Below are 22,416 nucleotides of genomic sequence, written 5' to 3'. Positions count from 1 at the left end.
TCCCATGGTCATTCGCATCAGAAGCGCCAGATCACGTCGACAAAGGCGCGATGCATGTATGAATCGACCTCTTTGCCGTAGGCGTCGCCTGGCTTGAACACGCCGCCACGAAAGCGCACCAGCGCTGACGGCTCGTCGATGGACTGGCTCAGCGCGGCCGGCAGCAGGCCTTGCTTGAAGTACTTGGTGAGCACAAGGTCGACTTCCTGGCCCAGGTCCTTGTTACCGTCGCGCAGTGGCAGGGACGAGGTGGACAGGATCGCGCCGGTCACATCGTCGGTGTTGTTTTCCACCGCGTTGATGCCGTTACTGCCCACAGGCTTGTTGCCGTCCACGCGCCAGAACTTGTGGTACACCAGGCTTGCGTCGTATTCGTCGCGCAACTGCCAGGAACCGAACAGGCTGGCGCTCTGGGTGTTGGCCATTTCGCCCCGGAAGGCTTCACCAAAACGGTGGACGCGCGAGCGGGTGCCGGTGTAGTTCGAGCGGTTGCTTTGCAGACCGTTCTGTTCGTAGTCCTCGCTGGCGCGGGCATAGGCCGCACCGACTTGCCACTGCGGATCCAGGCGCAGACGGATGCCCAGGTCGGTGGCCCAGCCATCGACGTCGTCACTGCGCTTGAGTTGCGTGGGGCGCGTGCCGTCGGCGTTGAGCGGGTTGACGGTGTCGCGATCGCCAGTCATGCCGGTCAGGCTGGCCCAGTAGTTGATGGTGTTGGTGTTCCGCCAGTTGTAGGCGTCACTGTTGGCTTCCAGGCCCAGCCAGGACAGGTCACCGTTCTGGGTCTTGTCCAGGGAGTCGGTGGCTTCGCCCGGGGTCGGGTAATCGAGGCTGCCATTGTCGTGGGTGTGGTGGGCACGGATCCCGGCCCACTGGCCTGGCATCCACTGGTAGCCCACGTCGCCGTAGACGTGCAGGCGATCCTTGTCGTCAGGCGCCAATTCCTTGAGATCGGTGCGGTATTCGCTGAAACGCTCGGCGACACCCAGGTTGGCCCGTAACAAGGTGGTGTCGAAGGTCCAGTTCAAGGCTTCGATATTGGTGTCGCGCCATTGGCCGTCTTCGTTGCGCAGGCGTTGGCGACCGAACTTCAACTGCTCGCCCGGGTAAGGGGTCAGGCCCCGATAGCCAATCCAGAATTCGCGCATGGCCAGGTAGTTCTTCTTGACTTCGCGATCACCGCTGTCGGTTCGCGCGGTCGTGTCATCGGACTGCTGCAGGGTGTCGGTCTCGATGGTGTCGGTAGACGTCACAGCCTGGGCCATGGCGTAGGCGCTCCAGGCACCGCGCTCACCGTAGATCCATGGACGCAGGTCCAGACCGACACCGTTGACGTCGCCCCCACGCTGGGTGCCCAGGTCTCGGTCGTCTTCGGACTGGCCGGTGATTTTCACGTCCAGGCCGAAGTTCTGGTCATCGGTCAGGGCCGCCAGGGTCGGACACGACCACAGCAGGGCGAACGTCAGGCCAATGCCGGCCTGCACAAAAGGATTGAGCTTCAAAGGCTTCATAGAGGTTCCTCGCCGTCATCTTCTTTTAGGGCTTGCAGTTCCAGCGTATCGGGGCTCATGGCGCCGCGAATGGCCTGCTCTTGTTGTAGCAGGCGCTGGGCTTGTGCAAGCTGGTTCGGCGGTAATTGGGTCTCGAGGGTCTGGGCAAGCTCGATGGCTTGCGGGGTGTTCTGGACCTTGGCCAATTGACTGAACACATAGGCATTGACCGGGTCGGGCTTGGTGCCCTTGCCTTGGGAGAACAACTGGGCAATGGCGAAGTCCGCGCTGTTCTGGCCGTTGCGGGCGGCCTTGAGCAGATGGTCCAGGGCTTTTTGCGAGTACACCTGGCCCAGGTAACCGCGGCGATAGATCTGGCCGAGGTAGTAATCGGCGGCCACTTCGCGGCCAACGGCTTTCTGGAAATGCGCTTCGGCGACCTTGGCGTCCGCCGGCACCCATTTGCCTTCGTAGTACAGCTTGCCCAGCAACAGATCGGCACGTGGCTGATCGGCGGCGCGGCCGTTTTCCAAGTACTGCATCATCTTGTCGACGTCACCCAACTCGGGGAAGTCGTAGAGAATCTGCGCCAGGCTGACCCAGGCAGCGGGATAGCCAGGGGCGATGTCTTCGAGCAACGACTGGGCGGTCTTTTCGTCGGTCTTGCCCAGGCTCGCATCGGCCAGGACGCGGGCGACGCTGTCCACGCGCTGGGCGGACACGACGCCACTCTGGTGACCGGCCTGCATGTGCTTGAGCAACTCGGCCTGCTGTTCAGGCTGGCCGCGTTTCTGATAGACCGTGGCCAGTTCGACGTAGCAGATGTCGGTGGTGGCCAACGCGGCCTTGCAGACTTTTTCCACTTCATCCAGATGCTGGTCGTAGGTGCCCTGGGTGCGATAGAGCAGAATCTGCGCCAGGCCCGCTTCCGGGTAACCGGCACTGCGCCATTGGTTGATCTGCTGCTGAGCGTTCACGTTTGGAAAACTTTGAGGGTATTGCAGGTACAGCATCGCCAGCGGGATCAAGGTGTTGCCTTGGCCGTTGGCAAAGGCTTTCTTCAGCAACCCTTCGGCTTCGTGTTTTTCAGCTTCGCTGGAGCCGGGTTTGGCCACCAGCAGGCGACCCAGGCGAGCCTGAGCGCGCGGCGAAATATCGGCCGCGGCGCGGTAAGTCGCCTCGGCTTTTTTCATCTGCTCGGGATCGCGGCTGTTGACCTGAATATCGGCCAGGCCGACCTGGGCTTCGCTGTAACCCAGGTTGGCCAGTTGCTGATAGTTCTGCTGCGCCAGCGTCGTGTCACCGCGCTTGAGGGCCTCGTTGGCCAAGCGCTGGTCGGGCAGGCCGGCACAGCCGCTGAGGCCGATTGCCAGCGCCAGTGCACAAAATGCAAACCCTCTGTGGGAGCGGGCTTGCTCGCGAAGCAGGCGCTGCGGTGCCACGGTAAGACCGCGTTGATCCTTTCGCGAGCAAGCCCGCTCCCACAGAAACTGCGGTGTGTTCAGGATTTTTGTAATGGTCACGGGCATATCCTCGACTTAAATACCGACAGCCATGGCTTTGTCGATCAGCCAGTTCAGGTTCGGGCCACGGTCGCTGGTGACTTCTACCGGCCGGCCAGCCAGCGAGCTGTCCAGAGGTTCGTCAGGCTGGATCAGTACACGGATATCGGAGGACAGGTCGGCACTTTTCAGGCTGGTGCTGCTGACGATCTTGCCGGTACGGACGGCATCTTCGCCGGCGACCTGGAAGCTGACCGGGGTGCCTGGGCGCACATCGCCGAACTGGCGATAGGAGAAGCGTGCTTCGACGTTGGCTTCGCTGTTACGCGGCACCAGTTGGAAGATCACGTCACCCTTGCTGGCGTACTGACCGTCGGACACCAGTTGCTGGGCCACGATGCAGTCGCACGGCGAGGTCAGGGTGCCGGTCATTTGCTTGCCAAACAGTTCCTCGACCTTGGCCGGTTGCAACTGGTTGTCGTCCAGATGGCCCTTGAGCACATCGAGCATGCTGGTGCTGAAGGTGGCCAGCGGGGCACCTTTGGCGGCTACGCCGTCGGCCTGGACCAGGCTCTGCACGGTGCCGTCGCGCGGCATGGTGATGGACATGCCGGTTACATTCACCAGGCCCGCCTGGGCGTGGCTGACGAAGTACATGCCGTACACCGACTTGAAGATGAAGCCGAACGCCGCCAGGCCGACGATAAAAATCGCCAGGCTGAAGGTCACGGCCCGCAGGCGACCCAGGGCGGTCATGCCACCGTTGTCATCCTTCTGCTTGCGCGCCTTGGTGAAGTTGTCGCGTTGCAAGGTCGCCAGCACATCGCCGACGCCGACGATGTCGCCGGCCAGGTGCGAGGTGATGATGTGACGCAGCGTCGAGATGTCCCGAGGCTCCAAATTCTGGAACTGGCAACCGGTACGACCGGTCTGGCGGTCGTAGGAGCGAACCTGCAGTTCAACGTCCATGGCCAGGCCAAGGTTGTCGATCACGAATTGCAGGCGACCCTTGTACGCTTCGCCGACCTTGAGCGGCATCTGGCCGGCGTTGAAGCACAGGCCTCCGGCGGACAGGTCCAGGACCTTGACTTCCATGGGGGTACGGTCGGGACCGAAGAAACGCAATTTGGCCGGGATTTTCACTCGGGCGTGTTGGCGCTGGGCTTCGGATTCATGCACTACGTTGACATTCACGGCGGTGTTCATAGGGGCGATTTCCTAGTTAATTCAGGCGAGTTCGGTCAGACCATCATCAGCAGCACGGCAACGAAAACGCTGCCGGCGGAGAAGGTCATGGTCCGAGACGACCAAGTGTTGAACCAACGTTGAAAGCTGGCGAGATCACGGGTCAGATGGGTGGGCTGGCGAGTCCAGGACTGTTGGTCGAGGCGGAAGAACACGTAGATCTTCACCAGCGCCCCAACGATCTGGTTGTAATAGAGAATCGCCGGGTAGGCCGGACCGATCCGGTGTCCGGAGCACGACAGCAACAGGGTCAAGAGCAACCGGGTGATGCCGATCCACAGCAGGTACACCAGGATGAACGCGGTGCCGTACTTGAAGCTGGCAATCAGTGCCACGGTCAGGCCCAGCAGCGAGGTCCACATCGACACTCGCTGGTCGAACAGCACCACCGAGGTGAACAGGCCCAGACGCTTCATGCCCAGGCCCAGTGCCCGGGAGTTCTGCCGCAGGTTGTTGCCATACCAGCGGAACATCAGCTTGCGACTGGCCTTGATGAAGCTTTTTTCCGGTGGGTGCTCGACGGTGTTGATCGCAGCATCAGGTACGTAGAACGTGTCGTAGCCCAGGCGCATCAGGCTGAACCAGCTCGATTTGTCGTCGCCGGTGAGAAACTTGAAGCGGCCAAGGCGCCAGTGTTGCAGCGAGTCGCTTTCCACGTCAGCGATGAAGTCCGGGTTGGTGACCACGGTGGCGCGGAACACCGACATGCGGCCGGTCATGGTCAGCACACGCTTGGACAGGGCCATGGAGCACATGTTGATGTGGCGCTGGGCGAAACGCAGTTTGTGCCATTCGCTCATGATGTAGCCGCCGCGCACTTCGCAGAACTCGTTGGTGGTCAGGCCGCCGACGTTACCGAACAGCTGGAACCACGGTACGGTCTTGCGCACCACGCCTTCGGCGAGCACGGTATCGCCATCGATCACGGCGACCACGGCACGGTCGTCCGGCAAGTGGCGGGAGATGGCGCGGAAACCGAAGGCCAGGCCGTCACGCTTGCCGGTGCCGGGAATGCGCACGAAGTCCAGCTTGACGTGCTCTGGCGGGTTCATGCGGGCCCAAAGGCTCTTGACCAGCAGTTCGTCGGACATTTCCACGATGGAGCAGACCACGGTGGTGGGCAGCCCACAGTCGATGGCCTCGCGAATCACCGAGCTGTAGACCTGGGCGGTGGTCAGTGCATCGATCCGGAAGCTGGTGACCATCAGGTACACGTGGGACGGATCCGCGGCCTTGCCCAGCTTGCGTACCTTGCGGCGCAGATGCGGGTAGACGATGTACAGAAAGATCATGCCGCGCACGAAATGCGTCGCTCCCATGGAGTAACGCCAGATGCCCACGGCGCCGATCAGGAAAATGAAATCCTTGGATTCGGCGTCGAACGTGGACGTGGGCAACGCCATGGCGATGCCCATCAATAAACTCAAGTAAAACAGCCAACCGGCGGCCTGAAGCAGGCCGTGCTTTAGCCTGTGCATAATCTGCATCCGTCTCTATCTCGGGCGGGCCTTGTGGGCGGCCCGATGGGTTAAGGCAGGCGAAAGGCCGGCCAGGGCCTTGCCCCGGCCGGCAAACAGACTTACCAGCAGATGCCTTCGGTCCGGCCACTCGGGTTGGTGGCCTTGGACATGAAGCCAACCAAGTCGATGACCTGCTTGCCTTCCGGTACGTTCTCGGTCAGCGCGCGGAACTTCTCGTCGCGGTTGCCCAGGATGATGATGTCGGAGCTATCGATCACCGAGTCGAAATCGGAGTTGAGCAAGGACGAGACGTGAGGGATCTTCGACTCGATGTAATCCTTGTTCGCACCGTGGACGCGGGCGTATTCGACATTGCTGTCGTAGATTTTCAGGTCGAAGCCCTTACCGATCAGCATTTCCGCCAGCTCAACCAACGGGCTTTCACGCAGGTCGTCGGTGCCGGCCTTGAAGCTCAGGCCCAACAGGGCGACTTTGCGCTTGTCGTGGCTGGAAACGATGTCGAAGGCGTTCTGCACCTGGGATTCGTTGCTGCGCATCAGCGAGTTGAGCAACGGCGCTTCCACGTCCAGCGAGCTTGCGCGGTAGGTCAGGGCGCGAACGTCCTTGGGCAGGCACGAGCCACCGAAAGCGAAGCCTGGGCGCATGTAGTACTGGGACAGGTTGAGGGTCTTGTCCTGGCAGACCACATCCATCACTTCACGGCCATCGACGCCGACAGCCTTGGCGATGTTGCCGATCTCGTTGGCGAAGGTCACCTTGGTGGCGTGCCAGACGTTGCAGGTGTACTTGATCATCTCGGCGACAGCGATGTCCTTGCGGATGATCGGCGCATCGAGCTCTTCGTACAGCGATTGCAGAACGTCACCCGAGGCTTTATCGAACTCGCCAATGACGGTCATCGGAGGCAGGTCGTAGTCCTTGATCGCGGTGCTTTCACGCAGGAACTCAGGGTTGACCGCGACGCCGAAATCGACACCGGCTTTCTTGCCGGAGCAGTCTTCCAGGATCGGGATGACCACGTTCGCCACGGTGCCCGGCAGTACGGTACTGCGAACCACGATGGTGTGGCGGGTGGTCTTGTCACGCAGGACAAAACCGATCTCGCGGCACACCGCTTCGATGTAGTTCAGTTCCAGATCGCCGTTCTTTTTACTCGGTGTACCGACGCAAATCATCGACAGGTCAGTGTCCCGAATCGCTTCGGCGAAGTTGGTGGTGCCGCGCAGGCGACCTGTTTCAATACCTTGCGCCAACAGCTCGCCAAGACCGGGTTCAACGATCGGCGATTTGCCGGAGTTGATCATGTCGATTTTGTCTTTGGCGACATCTACGCCAACGACATCATGGCCCCGTGCAGACAGGCAACCGGCACATACTGCACCGACGTAACCCAAACCAAATATGCTAATGCGCATCGCATTTCCCTCTGTTTTTCACGCCACTAAATGGCCGGAGTTAATAGTGTTCAGCGGTCATAGTGCACTCGGAAGTGTGGAATGCAGGCGCCACAATGCCGTGTGCAGGCATACTAAGTTCCGAGTGTCTAAATAAGTGCACTCAAGTTGTGCGCAATGTGGCCTAGTTGTTATGACCTGCCCTGTTATGCAGCCAGTCCTCGTTTTCGGGAACGCTCGTGCAAAGGTCTTTCACCTCTGATCCCTGGCAAAAAGCCCACAAAATCAGAAGCTTGTGTGCTCGGGTGAGCACGTTATAGGGGCGCAGCCTTGGCCTTGTAGGGGATACTAATGGTGCGTTATCTCCCGTCCTTATAGGGTGGATCCAATGAGACGACCGTTTCGCTAAGTTGTCGTGACAACTTGATTACTTCGATCGACGTCCCGCGTAAGTTATCTCGTACAACCACGGCGAGAATCGTTACGGGTGGTATGAGCCGTGCATTTGGACATAGTTCCGATCCGCTCATCGCCATTTTCGAAATTTTTCGAAATATTATGAAAGATGGCACTGACCTCATCATGATGGCACTTGCCCGATTGACCTTTATTAACGGGGAGTTAAGAGGGGTGGATGTTTTTGTGCCACTACCCAATAAAAAATTTGGTGCCACTACGCAAAAAACTGACGTGTGTCGAGTGAAACAAAAGTTAGCGCAGGGGAGGGTCGATTTATTGGCGTCATGGAACTGACGAAGTGGGTGGGGAAGTTAGATGATGCGCTCGGGTTTGATCAAAGCCCCCAATCAGGGGGCAAAAGAAAGTTGTGCTTTATTCGGAGGCATGGTCGCGCAGGAAAACCAGTTTGTCCGGGCTCGACTGTGGTGCATTGAAACGGTAGCCCTGGGCATCGAACTGTTTGAGCGCCGCCGGGTCGTTGATGCGTTCCTGAATCACAAAGCGACTCATCAGGCCGCGGGCTTTCTTGGCGTAGAAACTGATGATTTTGTACTGGCCGTTCTTCAGGTCCTTGAACTCGGTATCAATGACGCGCGCTTTGAGGGCGCTGCGTTTGACCGCCGAGAAGTATTCATTGGAGGCCAGGTTCAACAGTATGTCGTCGCCCTGGTCGGCCAGCGCTTCGTTCAGCCACTCACTGATCCGGCTGCCCCAGAAAGCATAGAGGTCCTTGCCCCGGGCATTGGCCAGCTTCGTGCCCATCTCCAGGCGATAGGGTTGCATCAGGTCCAATGGGCGCAGCAAGCCATAAAGCCCGGAGAGCATGCGCAGGTGCTGCTGGGCGTAATCGAAGTTGGCTTCGGTAAAGCTTTGCGCATCCAGACCGGTGTACACATCACCCTTGAAGGCCAGCAGTGCCTGCTTGGCATTGGCCGGGGTGAACGCCGGGGTCCAACTGCCGAACCGTGCGGCATTGAGGCCGCCGATCTTGTCGGAAACGTGCATCAGTTCGCTGATCTGTGCCGGGGAGAGTTCGCGTAATTGCTCGATCAATTCCTGGGAATGATCCAGGTATTGCGGCTGGGTAAAACGCTCAGTGGCCGGCGCAGTTTCGTAATCGAGGGTCTTGGCGGGGGAAATCACCATCAGCATGCAATCATCTCCTTCAAAGGTGCGGCGATTCTAGGGGGTTGTCCGGGTGGACTCCAGCTATTGGGGTGATAGGTGATGGATGGGCGAGTATTGACGGGCATTCGTGGCGAAGGAGGGGAGTAAGCCTTGCTCCACAGAGTCCTCTGATCACAAGGGTATTACGCCAGGATCGGCTATGATGCGGCGCGGGTTTCGTTATGGAGACATCCCTTTTGCATATCGTTCTTCTATTGTCGGCCTGGCTCCTGAGTTTCGCGGCCATTGCCGCGCCCAGCGACATCGCCACCCTGGACCGCAGCACCTGGCCGGAGCAGCTCACCAGCCCGACCTTGTTCGACGTGGCCTCGCGAGCCGAGATCCTGATGTTTGCCCGGGTCTTGCTGGACACCGATGCCATGGACGAAATCGCCCTCAAGCAGCACCTGGGGCTACGCACAATCAATATGGCGGCGATCAATACCCTTCGCGCGCGGTTGTGGCAGCGACTGCTGAGCAGCTACAACTTCGCCCAGCAAAGCTGCGACCAGGATGCTTCGTTCTGTTTTCTGGTGGAAGACCTGGCGACCCTGCGCGAAGAGGCGGGCAGGCTCTCGCTCGATGAAAACTCCTATTACATCAAGTGGGCCGAGCCGAGCCGGATCTTCCACACTCAATACCTGGACGAGTTGTTGCGCAAGGCCGCGCTGTTTCCGCAAACCAGCAGCGAAATCGCGCGTTTCGGTGATTACGAGCGCAACGGTGATGATCTGAACGACCGGCTGTTTCTGCTGACCTTCGACAGCGCTGCCAACATCACCCCGGACAACACCCCATGGCTGACTGAGTACCTGCGTAAGTCGAACATGAACGGCACCTTCTTCGTGCTGGGCAAGGACATCCAGGCGCGGCTCGCAGAGCGCTCGGTCAACAACCTCCAGGCCTTGTATTCGAGGCAATGCGTCGGTGTCCAGGGTTGGGAGTTCCGCTCCCACAGCCATTGGCAGGACTGGCAGGACTCGGTGCGGCGCAGTGTTGATCTGGTCAAGGGCAAGCTGCCGGAAAACTACGCGCCACTGTTCCGCCCGCCCCAGGGCCAGCGGCGTGGCGATGCCGGCGCATTTTTCCGCAACCAGGGGCTGCAAGTGGCGCTCTGGGATATCGATCCCCAGGACAGCGCCGGCCGGCTCAAACCCGAGCAAAGCGCCCAGCGCACACTGACCCTGATGCTGTTGTGGCGCCACGGCGTGATCAATTTCAACGTCAAGCAGGATGCAGTGAAAACGGCGCTACCGTGGCTCATTACGCAAACGGCGCAAAGCGGGATCGGCTGGGAAGATTGTCGGGCCGCGTTTCGCTGATTTGGCCAAAGGCCCGGAAACACGGGGGGAGGAGGAAAATTCGGCGCGCTTTCATGACGACCGGACTTCCGACTTTAACGGCGCGACGGCGCAACGCCAAGGGTTATTCGTCACTCTGAAAAATAAACTTCAAAAAAGCGTCAAAGTGCTTTTTCCTGTCATGTGTTTTGGAGTATCAAGAAGTCAGACCGCCGAAACCTGCAACACAGGTGGCGTCTTCCAAGACCCAGTTGTGTGCAGTTCACCTCAAGCCCTTGCGGGTGAGTTCGGTGGCTACCTCGAGGCGCAGCACTGTCACGGTATTGCGTCGAATGGCCCCCAAAAAGGTGACCGAGTATGGATGACCACGGACGTAGCCCTTTCTCCAACCAGCCAATCCTGTATGTACTCGATACCAACGTATTGATCCACGATCCAAACGCACTCCTGAACTTCGAAGAACACCATGTTGCCATCCCGATGACCGTGCTCGAGGAGCTGGACAAGCTCAAGAGCGGGCATCACAGCGTCGCCGCCGAGTGCCGGCAGGCGATCCGCCTGATCGACAAGACCCTGGGAGACGCGTCGCCTGAGGACGTTGAACTGGGCGTGCCGATCCAGCGTGGCAAAAGTGGTCCCAAAGGCCTGCTCTCGATCCTGATGAGCAAACGCACCGAACCCAACCTGGTGCTGCCCGAACACCTGAACGACAACATCATCATCAACCAGTTGATCGACCTGCACGCGCGCAATCAGGATCAGGCCGTAGTGCTGGTGACCAAAGACATCAACATGCGCCTCAAGGCCCGCGCCTGCGGGATCGCGGCGGAGGACTACAGCACCGACCAACTGGTCGACGACGTGTCGCTGCTGCCCAACGGCTATCACACCATGACCGGCTCCTTCTGGGACCGGGTGAGCAAGGTCGAGACCCGTCAGGACCATGGTCGCACCTGGCACCAGGTGCAGTTGATCGACAATCTGCCGGCGGTGCACATCAATGAGTTCATCATCGACGAACAGGGTTTCGTCGGCTGGATCAAGGAAATCCAGGTCGACAAGCTGCTGATTCTTGATTTGCACCAGGAACCCCTGCTGCATCAGGAAGCCTGGGGCCTCAAACCGCGGGACATCTACCAGAGCCTGGCCCTGTTCGCCTTGCTCGACCCGGATATCCATCTGGTCAACCTGTCTGGCGCCGCCGGTTCCGGCAAGACCATCCTCGCCCTGGCTGCCGCCATCGAACAGACCATGGTCAGCAAGCGCTACCGGCGCATCATCGCCACCCGTAGCGTGCAGGGCCTGGACCAGGAAATCGGCTTTTTGCCCGGCACCGAAGCGGAAAAAATGGAGCCTTGGCTGGGCGCCATTACCGACAACCTCGAAGCCTTGCACATGGATGACGAAAGCACCCATGGCAGCGTTGACTACATCCTCAGCAAAGTGCCGTTGCAGTTCAAATCCCTCAACTACATTCGCGGTCGCAGCTTCCAGCAGAGCCTGATCCTGATCGACGAGTGCCAGAACCTCACCCCGCACCAGATGAAAACCATCATCACCCGTGCCGGCGCCGGTTCCAAAGTGGTGTGCCTGGGCAACCTGGCACAGATCGACACCCCTTACCTGTCCGCGACCAGTTCCGGGCTGACCTACCTGACCGAACGCTTCAAAGACTTCCCCAATGGGGTCCACATCACCCTGCAGGGCGTGCCGCGCTCGATCCTGGCCGAATACGCCGAATCGCATCTGTAACCCCAGCCAAGCCGGGCGACCACCAGGTCGCCCGGTTCTTCTATGCACCACATAACCCTGTGGGAGCGAGCCTGCTCGCGAATGCGGTGTGTCAGCCAAATATTTTTATCTGAAACACCGCTTTCGCGAGCAGGCTCGCTCCCACAAAGGATCTGCAGTGTTTGCAAATTCTTAGGTGCGACAATCAACCCTGCCGGAATCTGACTCACAGGTTTACAATCGATGCTCCCGATCAGGAGTAACCCTGTGCTGACTCATCTCGATTCCCAAGGTCGCGCCAACATGGTCGACGTGACCGACAAGGCCGTGACGTTCCGTGAAGCCACAGCCGAAGCCTTTGTGCGCATGCTGCCCGAAACGCTGCAGATGATCGTCAGCGGCGGTCACCCCAAAGGCGATGTGTTCGCCGTTGCGCGGATTGCCGGTATTCAGGCGGCGAAAAAAACCAGTGATCTGATTCCGCTCTGCCATCCGTTGATGCTCACCAGCGTCAAGGTCGAGCTCAATGCCGAAGGCGAGGACCGGGTGCGCATCGTTGCCCGTTGCAAACTGTCGGGGCAGACCGGGGTGGAGATGGAAGCGCTCACCGCCGCCAGCGTCGCCGCGCTGACGATTTACGACATGTGCAAGGCGGTGGACCGGGGCATGACCATCGAAGGTGTGCGGGTGCTGGAGAAACTCGGCGGCAAGAGCGGCCACTTCCAGGCGGATGCGCCATGAATATCACCGTGAAGTTTTTTGCGCGTTACCGCGAAGCGTTGGGCGTTGACTCGCAGAAGGTCGAGGGCGATTTCTCCACGGTGGACGATGTGCGGATGTTGTTGGCCGCGCGTGAAGGTTTCGATGTATTGAAAGAACAAAACCTGATGTGCGCCCGCAACGAAGACCTGTGCCAGCTCGACGAGCCGCTGGCCGACGGCGACGAAGTCGCATTCTTTCCCACCGTGACCGGAGGCTGAGCCATGGCGATTCGTGTGCAGGCCGATCCGTTCGACGCAGGGGGCGAAGTCAACGCGATGCACGCGGCCAATGTCGGTGTGGGGGCGGTGGTGAGTTTTGTCGGCTACGTGCGTGACTTCAATGACGGCCTCGAGGTGTCCGGGATGTTTCTGGAGCACTACCCGGGCATGACTGAAAAAGCCTTGGGCAAGATCGCCGCCGAGGCCGAGCAGCGCTGGCCGTTGCTCAAGCTGGAAGTCCTGCACCGCATCGGTGCCCTGGAACCGGGCGAACCGATCGTCTTCGTGGCGGCCGCCAGCGCCCATCGCCAGGCAGCATTCGATGCCTGCGCCTTTGTCATGGACTACCTCAAGACCCGTGCGCCGTTCTGGAAAAAGGAAAACACCGTGGATGGCCCGCGGTGGGTGGAAGGGCGCGACAGCGATCATGCGGCGGCGGGGCGCTGGAAGCAGTAGATAACCTGCAGTTTTTCATGGGTCGTTAGGCCGCCATCGCGAGCAGGCTCGCTCCCACAGTGGTTCTTTGTTGTGCATAACATGTGTGTTCGACGCAGGCCCCCTGTGGGAGCGAGCCTGCTCGCGATGAGGCCATCAGCCTCCCATCAATTTCCCGGTTTCCCCAATTGACGATATGTACATTAAAGTCCAGTATGGATTTATAAGTACATAAAAGTCCGTCGTTTCACCTTTCTCTGCCAAACCAACAACAACCCGCGAGAGATTGATCATGAAAAAACTCCCCCTCATCACCGGCCTGGCCTTGAGCCTGCTGGCCTCCAGCAGCCTGTTCGCCGCCGAGAAAACCTTGCGCATCGGCATCGAAGCGGCCTATCCACCGTTTGCTTCCAAGACCTCCGAAGGGAAGATCGAGGGTTTCGACTACGACATCGGCAATGCGCTGTGCGCGCAGATGAAGGTCAAGTGCCAGTGGATCGAGAGTGAGTTTGACGGGCTGATTCCGTCGCTCAAGGTGAAGAAAATCGACATGGCGCTGTCGTCCATGACCATCACCGAAGAACGTAAGAAGTCGGTGGATTTTACTCACAAGTACTACTTCACCTCGTCGCGGCTGGTCATGAAGGAAGGCGCGGTGGTCGATGATCAATACGCCAGTCTCAAAGGCAAGACCGTGGGCGTGCAGCGGGCCACCACCACCGATCGTTTCGCCACGGAGGTGTTCGAACCCAAGGGCGTGACGGTCAAGCGCTACAGCAACAACGAAGAAATCTACATGGACCTGGCGTCCGGTCGCCTGGACGCGATATTCGCCGACACCATCCCACTAGACGATTTCCTGTCGATGCCGCGAGGCAAGGGCTACGCGTTCGTCGGACCGGAGCTCAAGGACCCGAAATACGTCGGTGAAGGCGCAGGTATCGCGGTGCGCAAGGGCAATACCGAACTTGTGGCGGACTTGAACAAGGCCATCGACGGGATTCGGGCCAATGGTGAGTACCAGAAGATTCAGGCCAAGTATTTCAAGTCGGATATCTATGGCGACTGATTGATCGTTATCGCGAGCAGGCTCGCTCCCACACGGGATTTGCGTCGTACACGATATCTGTGTGCAATGAGATCAAATGTGGGAGCGAGCCTGCTCGCGATGGCGTCAGCGAAGGCAACCCAAAACCTCAGCCCTTCAACTCCTTCAAATGCTTGTAAACCGTCGCCCGGCCCATGTTCAGCACATTGGCGACATAGTTGGAGGCGCTTTTGCCCTTGAAGGCGCCTTCGGCGTGCAGCGCCAGCACCAGTTCGCGTTTATGGTCGCGGGTCAGCAGGTTCAGGCTCAACTGGCGTTCGCGCATCCAGGCGTGGAGGAAGGTGTTGATCCGCTCCTGCCAGTCATCGCGAAACAGTGAGTCCGGCTGCGGGATCAACTTGCCCGGTGCAAGGAACAGGTCCAGCGCGGCCTTGGCGTTCTCGAATAGCGAAATATTCAGATTGATGCACAACACCGCCAGTGGGTGCCCCCCGGCATCACGCAGTACGCTGCTGAGGCTGCGGATCTTCTGCCCATCCCAATTCAGTTTCTCGTAGGGCCCGATGTTTCGTTCGCTGACGTCCTCGCTGAGCATGTCCTCCAGGGACGAGTCATCACCAATCACGCGCTTGGATAGATTATTGGCGATGTAATCGACTTTCTGCGTGCGCAGGTCGTGCAGCACCACCTCGGCGTGAGGGTAGAACAGCGTGGCGATGGCTTCGGCGATGGTGCGAAAATTATCCAGTGTCGGGTCGGGTTGCGGGGCGTTCATGACAGGGCTCCAGGCAGCGTCGGCGCCCCGTGAAGCAGGGGCGCGGGGGAGTGTGCCGCAATCGTGGCGATGCGTCACCTGAGTGGGGTCAACCCAAACGTGTCGGTGACAGCAGGGTGGTGTTCAGGCCGAAACGGGTCAAGGTCTCGGGCAATGGCTCGCCGCGTACCAGGGCCGCGCTGGCCTGACCCATGGCTGGAGAGGTCTGGATGCCGTAGCCGCCTTGAGCCGCGACCCAGAACAACCCCGGTATCTGAGGATCGAAGCCGGACAAGAGGTCGCCGTCGTGGACGAAACTGCGCAGCCCGGCCCAAGTGCGTGTCGGGCGGCGGATGGTCAGGGTGGTGGCTTCTTCGATCTGGTAGATGCCCATGGCAATGTCCAGTTCTTCAGGCTGTACATCGTGAGGTTCCACCGGATCGGCATTCGCCGGCGAGCCGAGGAACATGCCGGCGTCGGGCTTCATATAAAAGGATTCGTCGAGGCTCACCAGCATCGGCCAGTCATGAATGTCAACGTCCTCGGGGCCGGCGAAAATGAACGCCGCACGCCGCTTGGGTTGCAGGCCCAGCTTGCGCGCGCCTGCCATTTCGCCAATGTGATCGGCCCAGGCGCCGGCTGCGTTGATCAGCACCGGAGCGCTGAAGGTCTGGCTGGCGGTTTTCACCTGCCACATTCCCTGATCGTCGCGGCTCAGGCCCAGCACTTCACTGTCGGTATGCACCTGACCGCCGTTGCGCCGAATACCGCGCAGGTAGCCTTGGTGCAGCGCATCGGTGTCGATGTCACAGGCAGTGGGGTCGTAGATTGCACCGTGCACCTTGTCCCGCCGCAGGATAGGCAGGCGCACACAGGCCTCTTCGGCGCTGAGTAGTTGCATCTGCGGCACCGTGGCCTTGGCGCTGAGGTATTGATTGTTCAACTCGATCGGATCGCCGGTGAAATCCACGGTCATTTCGCCCCGAGGGGTGAGCAGCGGGTGTTCGCAGAAACCAACCGGCGGGGTGTCGAAAAACTCACGGCTGGCCTGGGTCAGCGCCCGCACCTGAGGCGTGCCATAGGCGGCGGTGTACAGCGCCGCCGAACGCCCTGTGGAGTGGTAGCCCGGATGGGATTCACGCTCGAGCACAATGACCCGACCGTGGGGCGCCAGCCAGTAACCGGTGGAAGCACCGGCGATGCCACCGCCGATGATGATGAAGTCTGCTGAGGTCATGAAGCTCTCCTATGGAGCGCGGTGCCGGGAGTTAGTACAACCCTGTGGGAGCGAGCCTGCTCGCGATGCGGTGTGTCAGCCACATATTCTTATCTGATAAACCGCATCGCGAGCAGGCTCGCTCCCACAAGGGAAATTGGCTGTGTCAGTTGTGAAGCTGGTAAAGCGCATTCGCCAGCGCAACGTCTTCCAGTCCCAGGCCGAGGGAGCGGAAGAACACATGGCGTTCATAGTTGGGGCGCGCCACGTGTTCGCTGAGCAATTCAGGCAAATCCCCAACAAGGCGTGACGCGTCCCAACCGTGCTGTTCAGAGGCAATCAGCATTTCACCGGCCGAACCGGGAGTGGTCTGACGATAGTCACAGAATACGTCCATATCGTTGAGGCTCTGGGGTGACACTTCATGGGCGCGCGGAGCATTGGTGCTGATGGAGGTAATCAGGGTCGGTTTGGTCAGCGTCTGCGGGTCAAGCACCGTCTCAGCGGACGAGGTGCAGAGCATCACGACATCGGCGTCGTGCAGCGCCGCTTCAAGGCTGGCAGCGATTTGCAGGCGCGGATCCAGATCGGTGAGCGAAGCAAGCTCTTGCGGCGATTTATTCTGCAGGCTGGGCGAGTAGAGGCTGATGCTTTGCCAGTCCCGCAAACCCTTGACGTACTGCACGTGGGCCCTTGCCACTGCGCCGCTGCCGATGACTGCCAAACGCTGGGCCTGGAACGGGGCGAGGGCATCCACGGCAACGGCGGTGGTGGCTGCGGTGCGGGCGGTCGTCAGTTCGGCGGCATCGCACAGCAGCAGTGGTTGGCCGGTCTGCATCGACATCAGCAAGGTCCAGGCGGTCACCAATGGACCTTGCTCGCGCACGATATACGGCGAAGTCTTGACCCCATAGACCTGATCTTCGACCAGCACGCCCAGGTAGTTGATGAAATCCCCGGCACCCTGGGGAAACGCCACAAGTTGCTGGGCCGGTTGGACGGCCTGTCCGGCGGCAAGGTCGTGGAATAGCTTGCGTAAAATCTGCGGTACGTCGACCTGCCCGAGCAGCTCTCGGGCCTGGGCTTGGTTCATTACATAAGGCGCGCTGGGCATCGGGACTCCGGAATGCTCGAATTAAACTATTTTGTCCATTATGGACTTTTAGTTCGATCGAGCAATATGCCGGACAAAAAAAAGCGCAGCCACTTGAGGCTGCGCTTTCTAGTTTGTAGCGTTGGTTAAGGGCGTTTGCGCTCAACCGGACGAAGCAGATGGGTCGGCGGGGTTTCGCAACTGATTTTTTTCCCCAGCAGCGCCTCGATGGACGGTAACTGATAGGAGTCGTCTTCCCCGGCAAAGCTGATGGACACGCCCTCGGCACCTGCGCGCCCAGTGCGTCCGATCCGGTGCACATAGTCGTCCGGCACTTCCGGCAGGGTGAAGTTGATCACGTGGCTGATCCCGTCGATATGAATCCCGCGCCCGGCCACATCGGTGGCCACCAGCACCCGGATCTTGCCTTCGCGAAAGCCTTCCAGCGTCTTGATGCGTTTGTGTTGCGGCACGTCGCCCGACAACTGGGCGGCGTTAACGCCATCGCGCACCAGGCGCTCCTCGATACGACGGACTTCGTCCTTGCGGTTGGCGAACACCATCACGCGCTCCCAACCGTTGTCGTTGACCAGGTTGTAGAGCAGCTTGTACTTGTCGGCACCGGCCACGGCGTAGATGTGCTGTTCGACATTTTCGCTGGCGACGTTCAGCGCCTCGATCTCGACGATGGACGGGTCAGTGGTCCATTGTTTGGCCAGGTTCATCACGTCTTCGGTGAAAGTGGCGGAAAACAGCAAGGTCTGGCGTTCGCTTTTCGGCGGAGTCTGGCGAATGATCTGGCGCACTTGCGGGATGAAGCCCATGTCGAGCATGCGGTCGGCTTCGTCCAGCACCATCACCTCGACCATGTCCAGGTGCACATCGCCGCGCTGGTTGAAGTCCAGCAGGCGTCCTGGCGTTGCCACCAGAATGTCGCAGTGACGGGCTTCGAGGTGCTTGAGTTGCTTGTCAAAGTCCATGCCGCCGACGAATGTCATGACGTTCAGCCCGGTGTACTTGGTCAGGTCAGCGGCGTCCTTGGCGATCTGCACCACCAGCTCGCGGGTCGGCGCGATGATCAGCGCTCGCGGTTCGCCCATGTAGCGTTCTTTGGGCGGCGGGGTCTGTAGCAACTGGGTGATGATGGAAATCAGGAACGCGGCGGTCTTGCCGGTGCCGGTCTGGGCGCGGCCGATGGCATCTTTACCGGCGAGGGTGAACCCCAGCACCTGCGCCTGGATCGGCGTGCAGTACGGGAAGCCCAGGTCCTGGATGGCATGCATCAGTTCCGGGGCGAGTTTGAAGTCATGGAAGCGGGTCTTGCCTTCCTGGGGTTCTACGACGAAATCCTCGAGCTTCCAGGCAACGACCGGCGGTTTTGGTGCGCGCTCGCGGCGTGGTTTGGGGGCTTCGTTGCGTAGCTGTTCCGGCGCGGGGGCGACAGGCGCAGTGCTCGCGTCTTTTTCTGTGTTAGCAACAGGCGTTGCCCGACGCGGTTTTTTTTGCACCTCGGCACGGCTCGGGCTGTGGGCAGGTGCGCTTGCGCCAGGCGCGAGCTGCTCGGCCTCGCTTTTACCGAACATCTTCTTGAGTGCTTTGAGCACGGTCATCTCATCGATTGGTTAAGGAATGTACGCCGGCCAGTGTAATGCAAGAAACGGACGCGGCGTAGTGTGATCGTCAAGGGGTTGACATGCCCCATGCCCACTTAGCGCAACCGCTCGCTCAGCCAGGTGCCGATGTCGCGAATCTCTTCAGGTAACACTTCATGCCCCATTGGGTATTCTTGCCATGTCACGGTGACACCATGCTGTTTTAAATACTCTTTCGCCGTCCGCCCCATAGGGTTGAGTACCACTTCGTCGTATTGACCGTGCAGGGCCAGTACCGGAATGCGTTGCTGGCTGGCCGATAATTGCAGTTCTTCGCTGAAAGTCGGTGCATAAGTGGACAGCGCGACCACGCCCCCCAAGGGGCCCTGCCATTTCACGAATGCGGTGTGATAGACCACCGCGCCGCCTTGGGAAAAACCCGCCAGGAAAATTCGCGAGGCGTCTATTCCGAGGGCTCGCTGCGCTTCGAGCAGATCGATGACCCGTTGCGCCGACACGTCGAGCTGCTGCTCGTCGATGGCTCGCGCGGGGCTCAGGGCGCGGATGTCGTACCAACTGGGCATGGCGTAGCCGCCGTTGATGGTCACCGGCTGGGTCGGCGCTTGAGGCAGAACGAAACGTGTCGTGAGCAAGCGTTGCTGCAGCATTTCGGCCACTGGCAGGAAGTCGTAGCGATCGGCGCCCAGGCCGTGGAGCCAGATGACGCACGCGTCGGCGGTGCCGCTGGGCTCGAGAATCAAGGGGTCGCTCATGGTGTGCTCCAAATATGTGCGGGCGCGCTCAATCAGTGCGTTATTACAGTGCGGGCCCGGTGCCTCAGTTAATTAGATGTCGCAATGTTAAAAGTTTTTGTCTTGACGTGTCGCATAAGAGGCAAGCGCAGCGGTGTGGTACGGCGTTTGCTTTGAGGTAGCTTGAGTGATGATTCTTACGCTGCGCGGTAACACTATCAGCTTGACGCGACGCATGGGATATCAGAAATCCGGTGATGGATGTTCGCCAATAGCCGCTACGGGCTTCGCGAACGTGAAGGGCTACAGCCCGTTCGGCCGATTGGTGAGAGATGAGTTGGCGCCCTGTTTAGGGGCATTCTCATTATTAGACTCATAGCGAAGGTCCAGACGTCGGTTGACCCTAAAAAAAGCCAACAAGGGTCGGCAATGCCCCATAAGGGTGCGACAGGGCTCGAGCTCCGACACAACAAGAGCAAAACTGGAGGTTTGAATGAAGTTACTGAAATCCACCCTGGCAGTCGTGACTGCAGCAGCAGTGCTCGGTGTCAGCGGGTTCGCTCAGGCGGGTGCAACCCTGGATGCCGTACAAAAGAAAGGCTTTGTGCAATGCGGTGTGAGCGATGGCCTGCCGGGTTTCTCGGTGCCTGATGCCTCCGGCAAGATCCTCGGTATCGACGCCGACTTCTGCCGCGCCGTGGCCGCTGCCATATTCGGCGATGCGACCAAAGTGAAATTCAGCCAGTTGAACGCCAAGGAGCGTTTCACCGCGCTGCAGTCTGGCGAAATTGACATCCTGTCGCGCAACACCACCATGACCAGCTCTCGTGACGCGGGCATGGGCCTGATTTTCCCAGGCTTCATTACCTACTACGACGGCATCGGCTTCCTGGTAAATAGCAAGCTGGGCGTCAAGAGCGCCAAGGAACTGGACGGTGCAACCATCTGCATCCAGGCCGGTACCACCACCGAGCTGAACGTTTCCGACTACTTCCGTGGCAACGGTCTGAAGTACACCCCGATCACCTTCGATACCTCCGATGAAAGCGCCAAGTCGCTGGAATCCGGTCGTTGCGACGTGCTGACCTCCGACAAGTCCCAGCTGTTCGCCCAGCGCAGCAAACTGGCCGCACCGAAGGACTACGTGGTTCTGCCGGAAACCATCTCCAAGGAGCCATTGGGTCCGGTCGTGCGTAATGGCGACGAAGAGTGGGCGAAAGTCGTGCGCTGGACTGGCTATGCCATGCTCAACGCTGAAGAAGCCGGCATCACTTCGAAGAACGTTGAAGCTGAAGCCAAATCCACCAAGAACCCGGACGTCGCCCGTATGCTCGGTGCTGACGGTGAATACGGTAAAGACCTGAAGCTGCCCAAAGACTGGGTTGTCCAGATCGTCAAACAAGTCGGTAACTACGGTGAAGTGTTCGAGCGCAACCTCGGCAAAGGCACCCCGCTGGACATCGATCGCGGCCTGAACGCGCTGTGGACCAACGGCGGCATTCAATACGCACCACCAGTGCGCTGATGGTTCTATCACCCGGTGGGCCAACCACCGGGTGATGTTCTGTTCCATTCTTTGCGGGGCACTTCATGCAAAATTCAATCGGCGCACCTAAGCAGAGGCTTAGCCTCAGCGATCCACGAGTGCGTGCCTGGGTATTTCAGATCGTCACCATTGTGGCGGTGGTTTCACTGGGCTGGTTTCTGTTCGATAACACGCAAACCAACCTTGAGCACCGGGGCATCACCTCCGGTTTCAGCTTTCTGGAGCGCAGTGCCGGGTTCGGCATCGCTCAAACCCTGATCGACTACACCGAAGCGGACAGCTACGCCCGTGTCTTTGTCATCGGGTTGCTCAACACTCTGCTGGTGACGTTCATCGGCGTGATTCTGGCGACGATTCTCGGTTTCATAGTCGGCGTGGCCCGGCTGTCGAAAAACTGGATCATCGCCAAAGTGGCAACGGTGTACGTGGAGGTTTTCCGTAACATCCCGCCATTGCTGCAAATCCTGTTCTGGTACTTCGCGGTGTTCCTGACCATGCCGGGACCGCGCGCCGCCCATAACTTCGGTGACACCTTCTTTGTCAGCAGCCGGGGCCTGAACATGCCGGCCGCACTGGTGGCGGACGGGTTCTGGCCATTTGTGATCAGCGTCGTGCTGGCGATCGTCGCCATCGTGCTGATGACCCGCTGGGCCAATAAGCGTTTCGAAGCCACGGGCGAGCCGTTCCACAAATTCTGGGTGGGCCTGGCGTTGTTCCTGGTGATCCCGGCGCTGTGCGCCCTGGTCTTCGGCGCCCCTGTGCACTGGGAAATGCCGGAACTCAGGGGCTTCAACTTCGTCGGTGGCTGGGTACTGATTCCCGAATTGCTGGCATTGACTTTGGCACTGACGGTGTACACCGCGGCGTTCATCGCCGAGATCGTGCGTTCGGGCATCAAGTCGGTTAGCCACGGCCAGTCCGAAGCGGCTCATTCCCTGGGCCTGCGCAACGGTCCGACCCTGCGCAAGGTGATTATCCCGCAAGCCCTGCGCGTGATCATCCCGCCGCTGACCAGCCAATACCTGAACCTGGCGAAGAACTCCTCGTTGGCGGCCGGTATCGGTTATCCGGAAATGGTTTCGCTGTTTGCCGGTACGGTGCTGAACCAGACCGGGCAGGCGATCGAAGTTATTGCCATCACCATGAGCGTGTACCTGGCGATCAGTATCAGCATTTCCCTGCTGATGAACTGGTACAACAAGCGCATTGCGCTGATCGAGCGGTGAGGAA

The 22,416-nt window shown here is 59.6% G+C and carries 19 protein-coding genes and 1 pseudogene; 9 read left to right on the top strand and 11 right to left on the bottom strand.

What is annotated here, in order from left to right; translation table 11 throughout:
• Positions 1-17 precede the first annotated feature (17 nt).
• The 5 genes from MA884_RS11365 to MA884_RS11345 form a co-directional block, all read right to left on the bottom strand.
• On the bottom strand, positions 18-1,502 hold the full coding sequence (locus MA884_RS11365) for an alginate export family protein (RefSeq protein ID WP_256230651.1): 1,485 nt from the start codon (positions 1,500-1,502) through the stop codon (positions 18-20).
• Between the two features lie 5 nt (positions 1,503-1,507).
• Positions 1,508-3,013: an alginate biosynthesis TPR repeat lipoprotein AlgK gene (gene algK, locus MA884_RS11360; protein ID WP_256230613.1), complete on the bottom strand. Its 1,506-nt coding sequence runs from the start codon at positions 3,011-3,013 to the stop codon at positions 1,508-1,510.
• 15 nt (positions 3,014-3,028) lie between these two features.
• Positions 3,029-4,198, bottom strand: a complete 1,170-nt coding sequence (locus MA884_RS11355; RefSeq protein WP_256230611.1) for an alginate biosynthesis protein Alg44 — start codon at positions 4,196-4,198, stop codon at positions 3,029-3,031.
• Positions 4,199-4,233: 35 nt separating this feature from the next.
• The gene (alg8, locus tag MA884_RS11350; protein WP_371134763.1) at positions 4,234-5,715 is read right to left on the bottom strand and encodes a mannuronan synthase; all 1,482 of its coding nucleotides are present in this window, start codon (positions 5,713-5,715) and stop codon (positions 4,234-4,236) included.
• Positions 5,716-5,816: 101 nt separating this feature from the next.
• Positions 5,817-7,133 (bottom strand): nucleotide sugar dehydrogenase, encoded by a 1,317-nt coding sequence (locus MA884_RS11345; protein WP_256230610.1) that lies wholly within the window; start codon positions 7,131-7,133, stop codon positions 5,817-5,819.
• A 471-nt stretch (positions 7,134-7,604) separates the two neighbouring features.
• Between MA884_RS11345 and MA884_RS11340 the strand changes: the two genes are divergently transcribed.
• Positions 7,605-7,865 (top strand): hypothetical protein, encoded by a 261-nt coding sequence (locus tag MA884_RS11340; RefSeq protein ID WP_256230609.1) that lies wholly within the window; start codon positions 7,605-7,607, stop codon positions 7,863-7,865.
• Positions 7,866-7,943: 78 nt separating this feature from the next.
• Here MA884_RS11340 and yaaA read toward each other — a convergent pair whose 3' ends face one another.
• The gene (gene yaaA, locus MA884_RS11335) at positions 7,944-8,723 is read right to left on the bottom strand and encodes a peroxide stress protein YaaA (RefSeq protein WP_256230608.1); all 780 of its coding nucleotides are present in this window, start codon (positions 8,721-8,723) and stop codon (positions 7,944-7,946) included.
• Between the two features lie 212 nt (positions 8,724-8,935).
• On the opposite strand from yaaA, the gene MA884_RS11330 reads away from it, so the two are divergent.
• The 6 genes from MA884_RS11330 to MA884_RS11305 all read left to right on the top strand — a co-directional run bounded on the left by MA884_RS11330 (position 8,936) and on the right by MA884_RS11305 (position 14,254).
• Entirely contained in the window at positions 8,936-10,060 is a 1,125-nt protein-coding gene (locus MA884_RS11330; protein ID WP_256230606.1) for a polysaccharide deacetylase family protein, read from the top strand.
• A gap of 336 nt (positions 10,061-10,396) precedes the next feature.
• Positions 10,397-11,791, top strand: a complete 1,395-nt coding sequence (locus MA884_RS11325) for a PhoH family protein (protein WP_256230605.1) — start codon at positions 10,397-10,399, stop codon at positions 11,789-11,791.
• A gap of 246 nt (positions 11,792-12,037) precedes the next feature.
• Complete coding sequence (moaC, locus tag MA884_RS11320) at positions 12,038-12,511, top strand: cyclic pyranopterin monophosphate synthase MoaC (RefSeq protein ID WP_076383624.1); 474 nt, start codon at positions 12,038-12,040, stop codon at positions 12,509-12,511.
• The gene (locus MA884_RS11315; RefSeq protein WP_256230604.1) at positions 12,508-12,750 is read left to right on the top strand and encodes a MoaD/ThiS family protein; all 243 of its coding nucleotides are present in this window, start codon (positions 12,508-12,510) and stop codon (positions 12,748-12,750) included. Before moaC ends, MA884_RS11315 begins: the two co-directional genes overlap by 4 nt.
• 3 nt (positions 12,751-12,753) lie before the next feature.
• A complete protein-coding gene (gene moaE, locus MA884_RS11310) occupies positions 12,754-13,206 on the top strand; it encodes a molybdopterin synthase catalytic subunit MoaE (RefSeq protein WP_256230603.1) in 453 nt (150 codons plus the stop codon).
• A gap of 271 nt (positions 13,207-13,477) precedes the next feature.
• Positions 13,478-14,254 (top strand): ABC transporter substrate-binding protein, encoded by a 777-nt coding sequence (locus MA884_RS11305; RefSeq protein ID WP_256230602.1) that lies wholly within the window; start codon positions 13,478-13,480, stop codon positions 14,252-14,254.
• A 127-nt stretch (positions 14,255-14,381) separates the two neighbouring features.
• On the opposite strand, the gene MA884_RS11300 is transcribed toward MA884_RS11305, so the two are convergent.
• From MA884_RS11300 to MA884_RS11280, 5 genes and pseudogenes are all read right to left on the bottom strand, one after another.
• A complete protein-coding gene (locus MA884_RS11300; protein ID WP_256230600.1) occupies positions 14,382-15,008 on the bottom strand; it encodes a transcriptional regulator in 627 nt (208 codons plus the stop codon).
• Between the two features lie 88 nt (positions 15,009-15,096).
• Positions 15,097-16,224, bottom strand: a complete 1,128-nt coding sequence (locus MA884_RS11295) for an FAD-binding oxidoreductase (protein ID WP_256230599.1) — start codon at positions 16,222-16,224, stop codon at positions 15,097-15,099.
• 145 nt (positions 16,225-16,369) lie between these two features.
• On the bottom strand, positions 16,370-17,317 hold the full coding sequence (locus MA884_RS11290) for an ornithine cyclodeaminase family protein (protein ID WP_256230597.1): 948 nt from the start codon (positions 17,315-17,317) through the stop codon (positions 16,370-16,372).
• Positions 17,318-17,442: 125 nt separating this feature from the next.
• A pseudogene (rhlB, locus tag MA884_RS11285) lies at positions 17,443-18,750 on the bottom strand (ATP-dependent RNA helicase RhlB); the annotation flags it as partial.
• A 254-nt stretch (positions 18,751-19,004) separates the two neighbouring features.
• Positions 19,005-19,661 carry an alpha/beta hydrolase gene (locus MA884_RS11280; protein ID WP_256230595.1) on the bottom strand — a complete coding sequence of 219 codons (657 nt, stop codon included), beginning with the start codon at positions 19,659-19,661 and terminating at the stop codon, positions 19,005-19,007.
• 472 nt (positions 19,662-20,133) lie between these two features.
• On the opposite strand from MA884_RS11280, the gene MA884_RS11275 reads away from it, so the two are divergent.
• Positions 20,134-21,165: an amino acid ABC transporter substrate-binding protein gene (locus tag MA884_RS11275; RefSeq protein WP_256230594.1), complete on the top strand. Its 1,032-nt coding sequence runs from the start codon at positions 20,134-20,136 to the stop codon at positions 21,163-21,165.
• Between the two features lie 65 nt (positions 21,166-21,230).
• Entirely contained in the window at positions 21,231-22,412 is a 1,182-nt protein-coding gene (locus MA884_RS11270) for an amino acid ABC transporter permease (RefSeq protein WP_256230593.1), read from the top strand.
• Positions 22,413-22,416: the final 4 nt, after the last annotated feature.

Source organism: Pseudomonas sp. Q11, assembly GCF_024494355.1.
Lineage (GTDB): Bacteria > Pseudomonadota > Gammaproteobacteria > Pseudomonadales > Pseudomonadaceae > Aquipseudomonas > Aquipseudomonas hefeiensis.
Note: the sequence above shows the minus strand (reverse complement) of the source record. Positions and strands in the feature narration are given on the sequence as shown.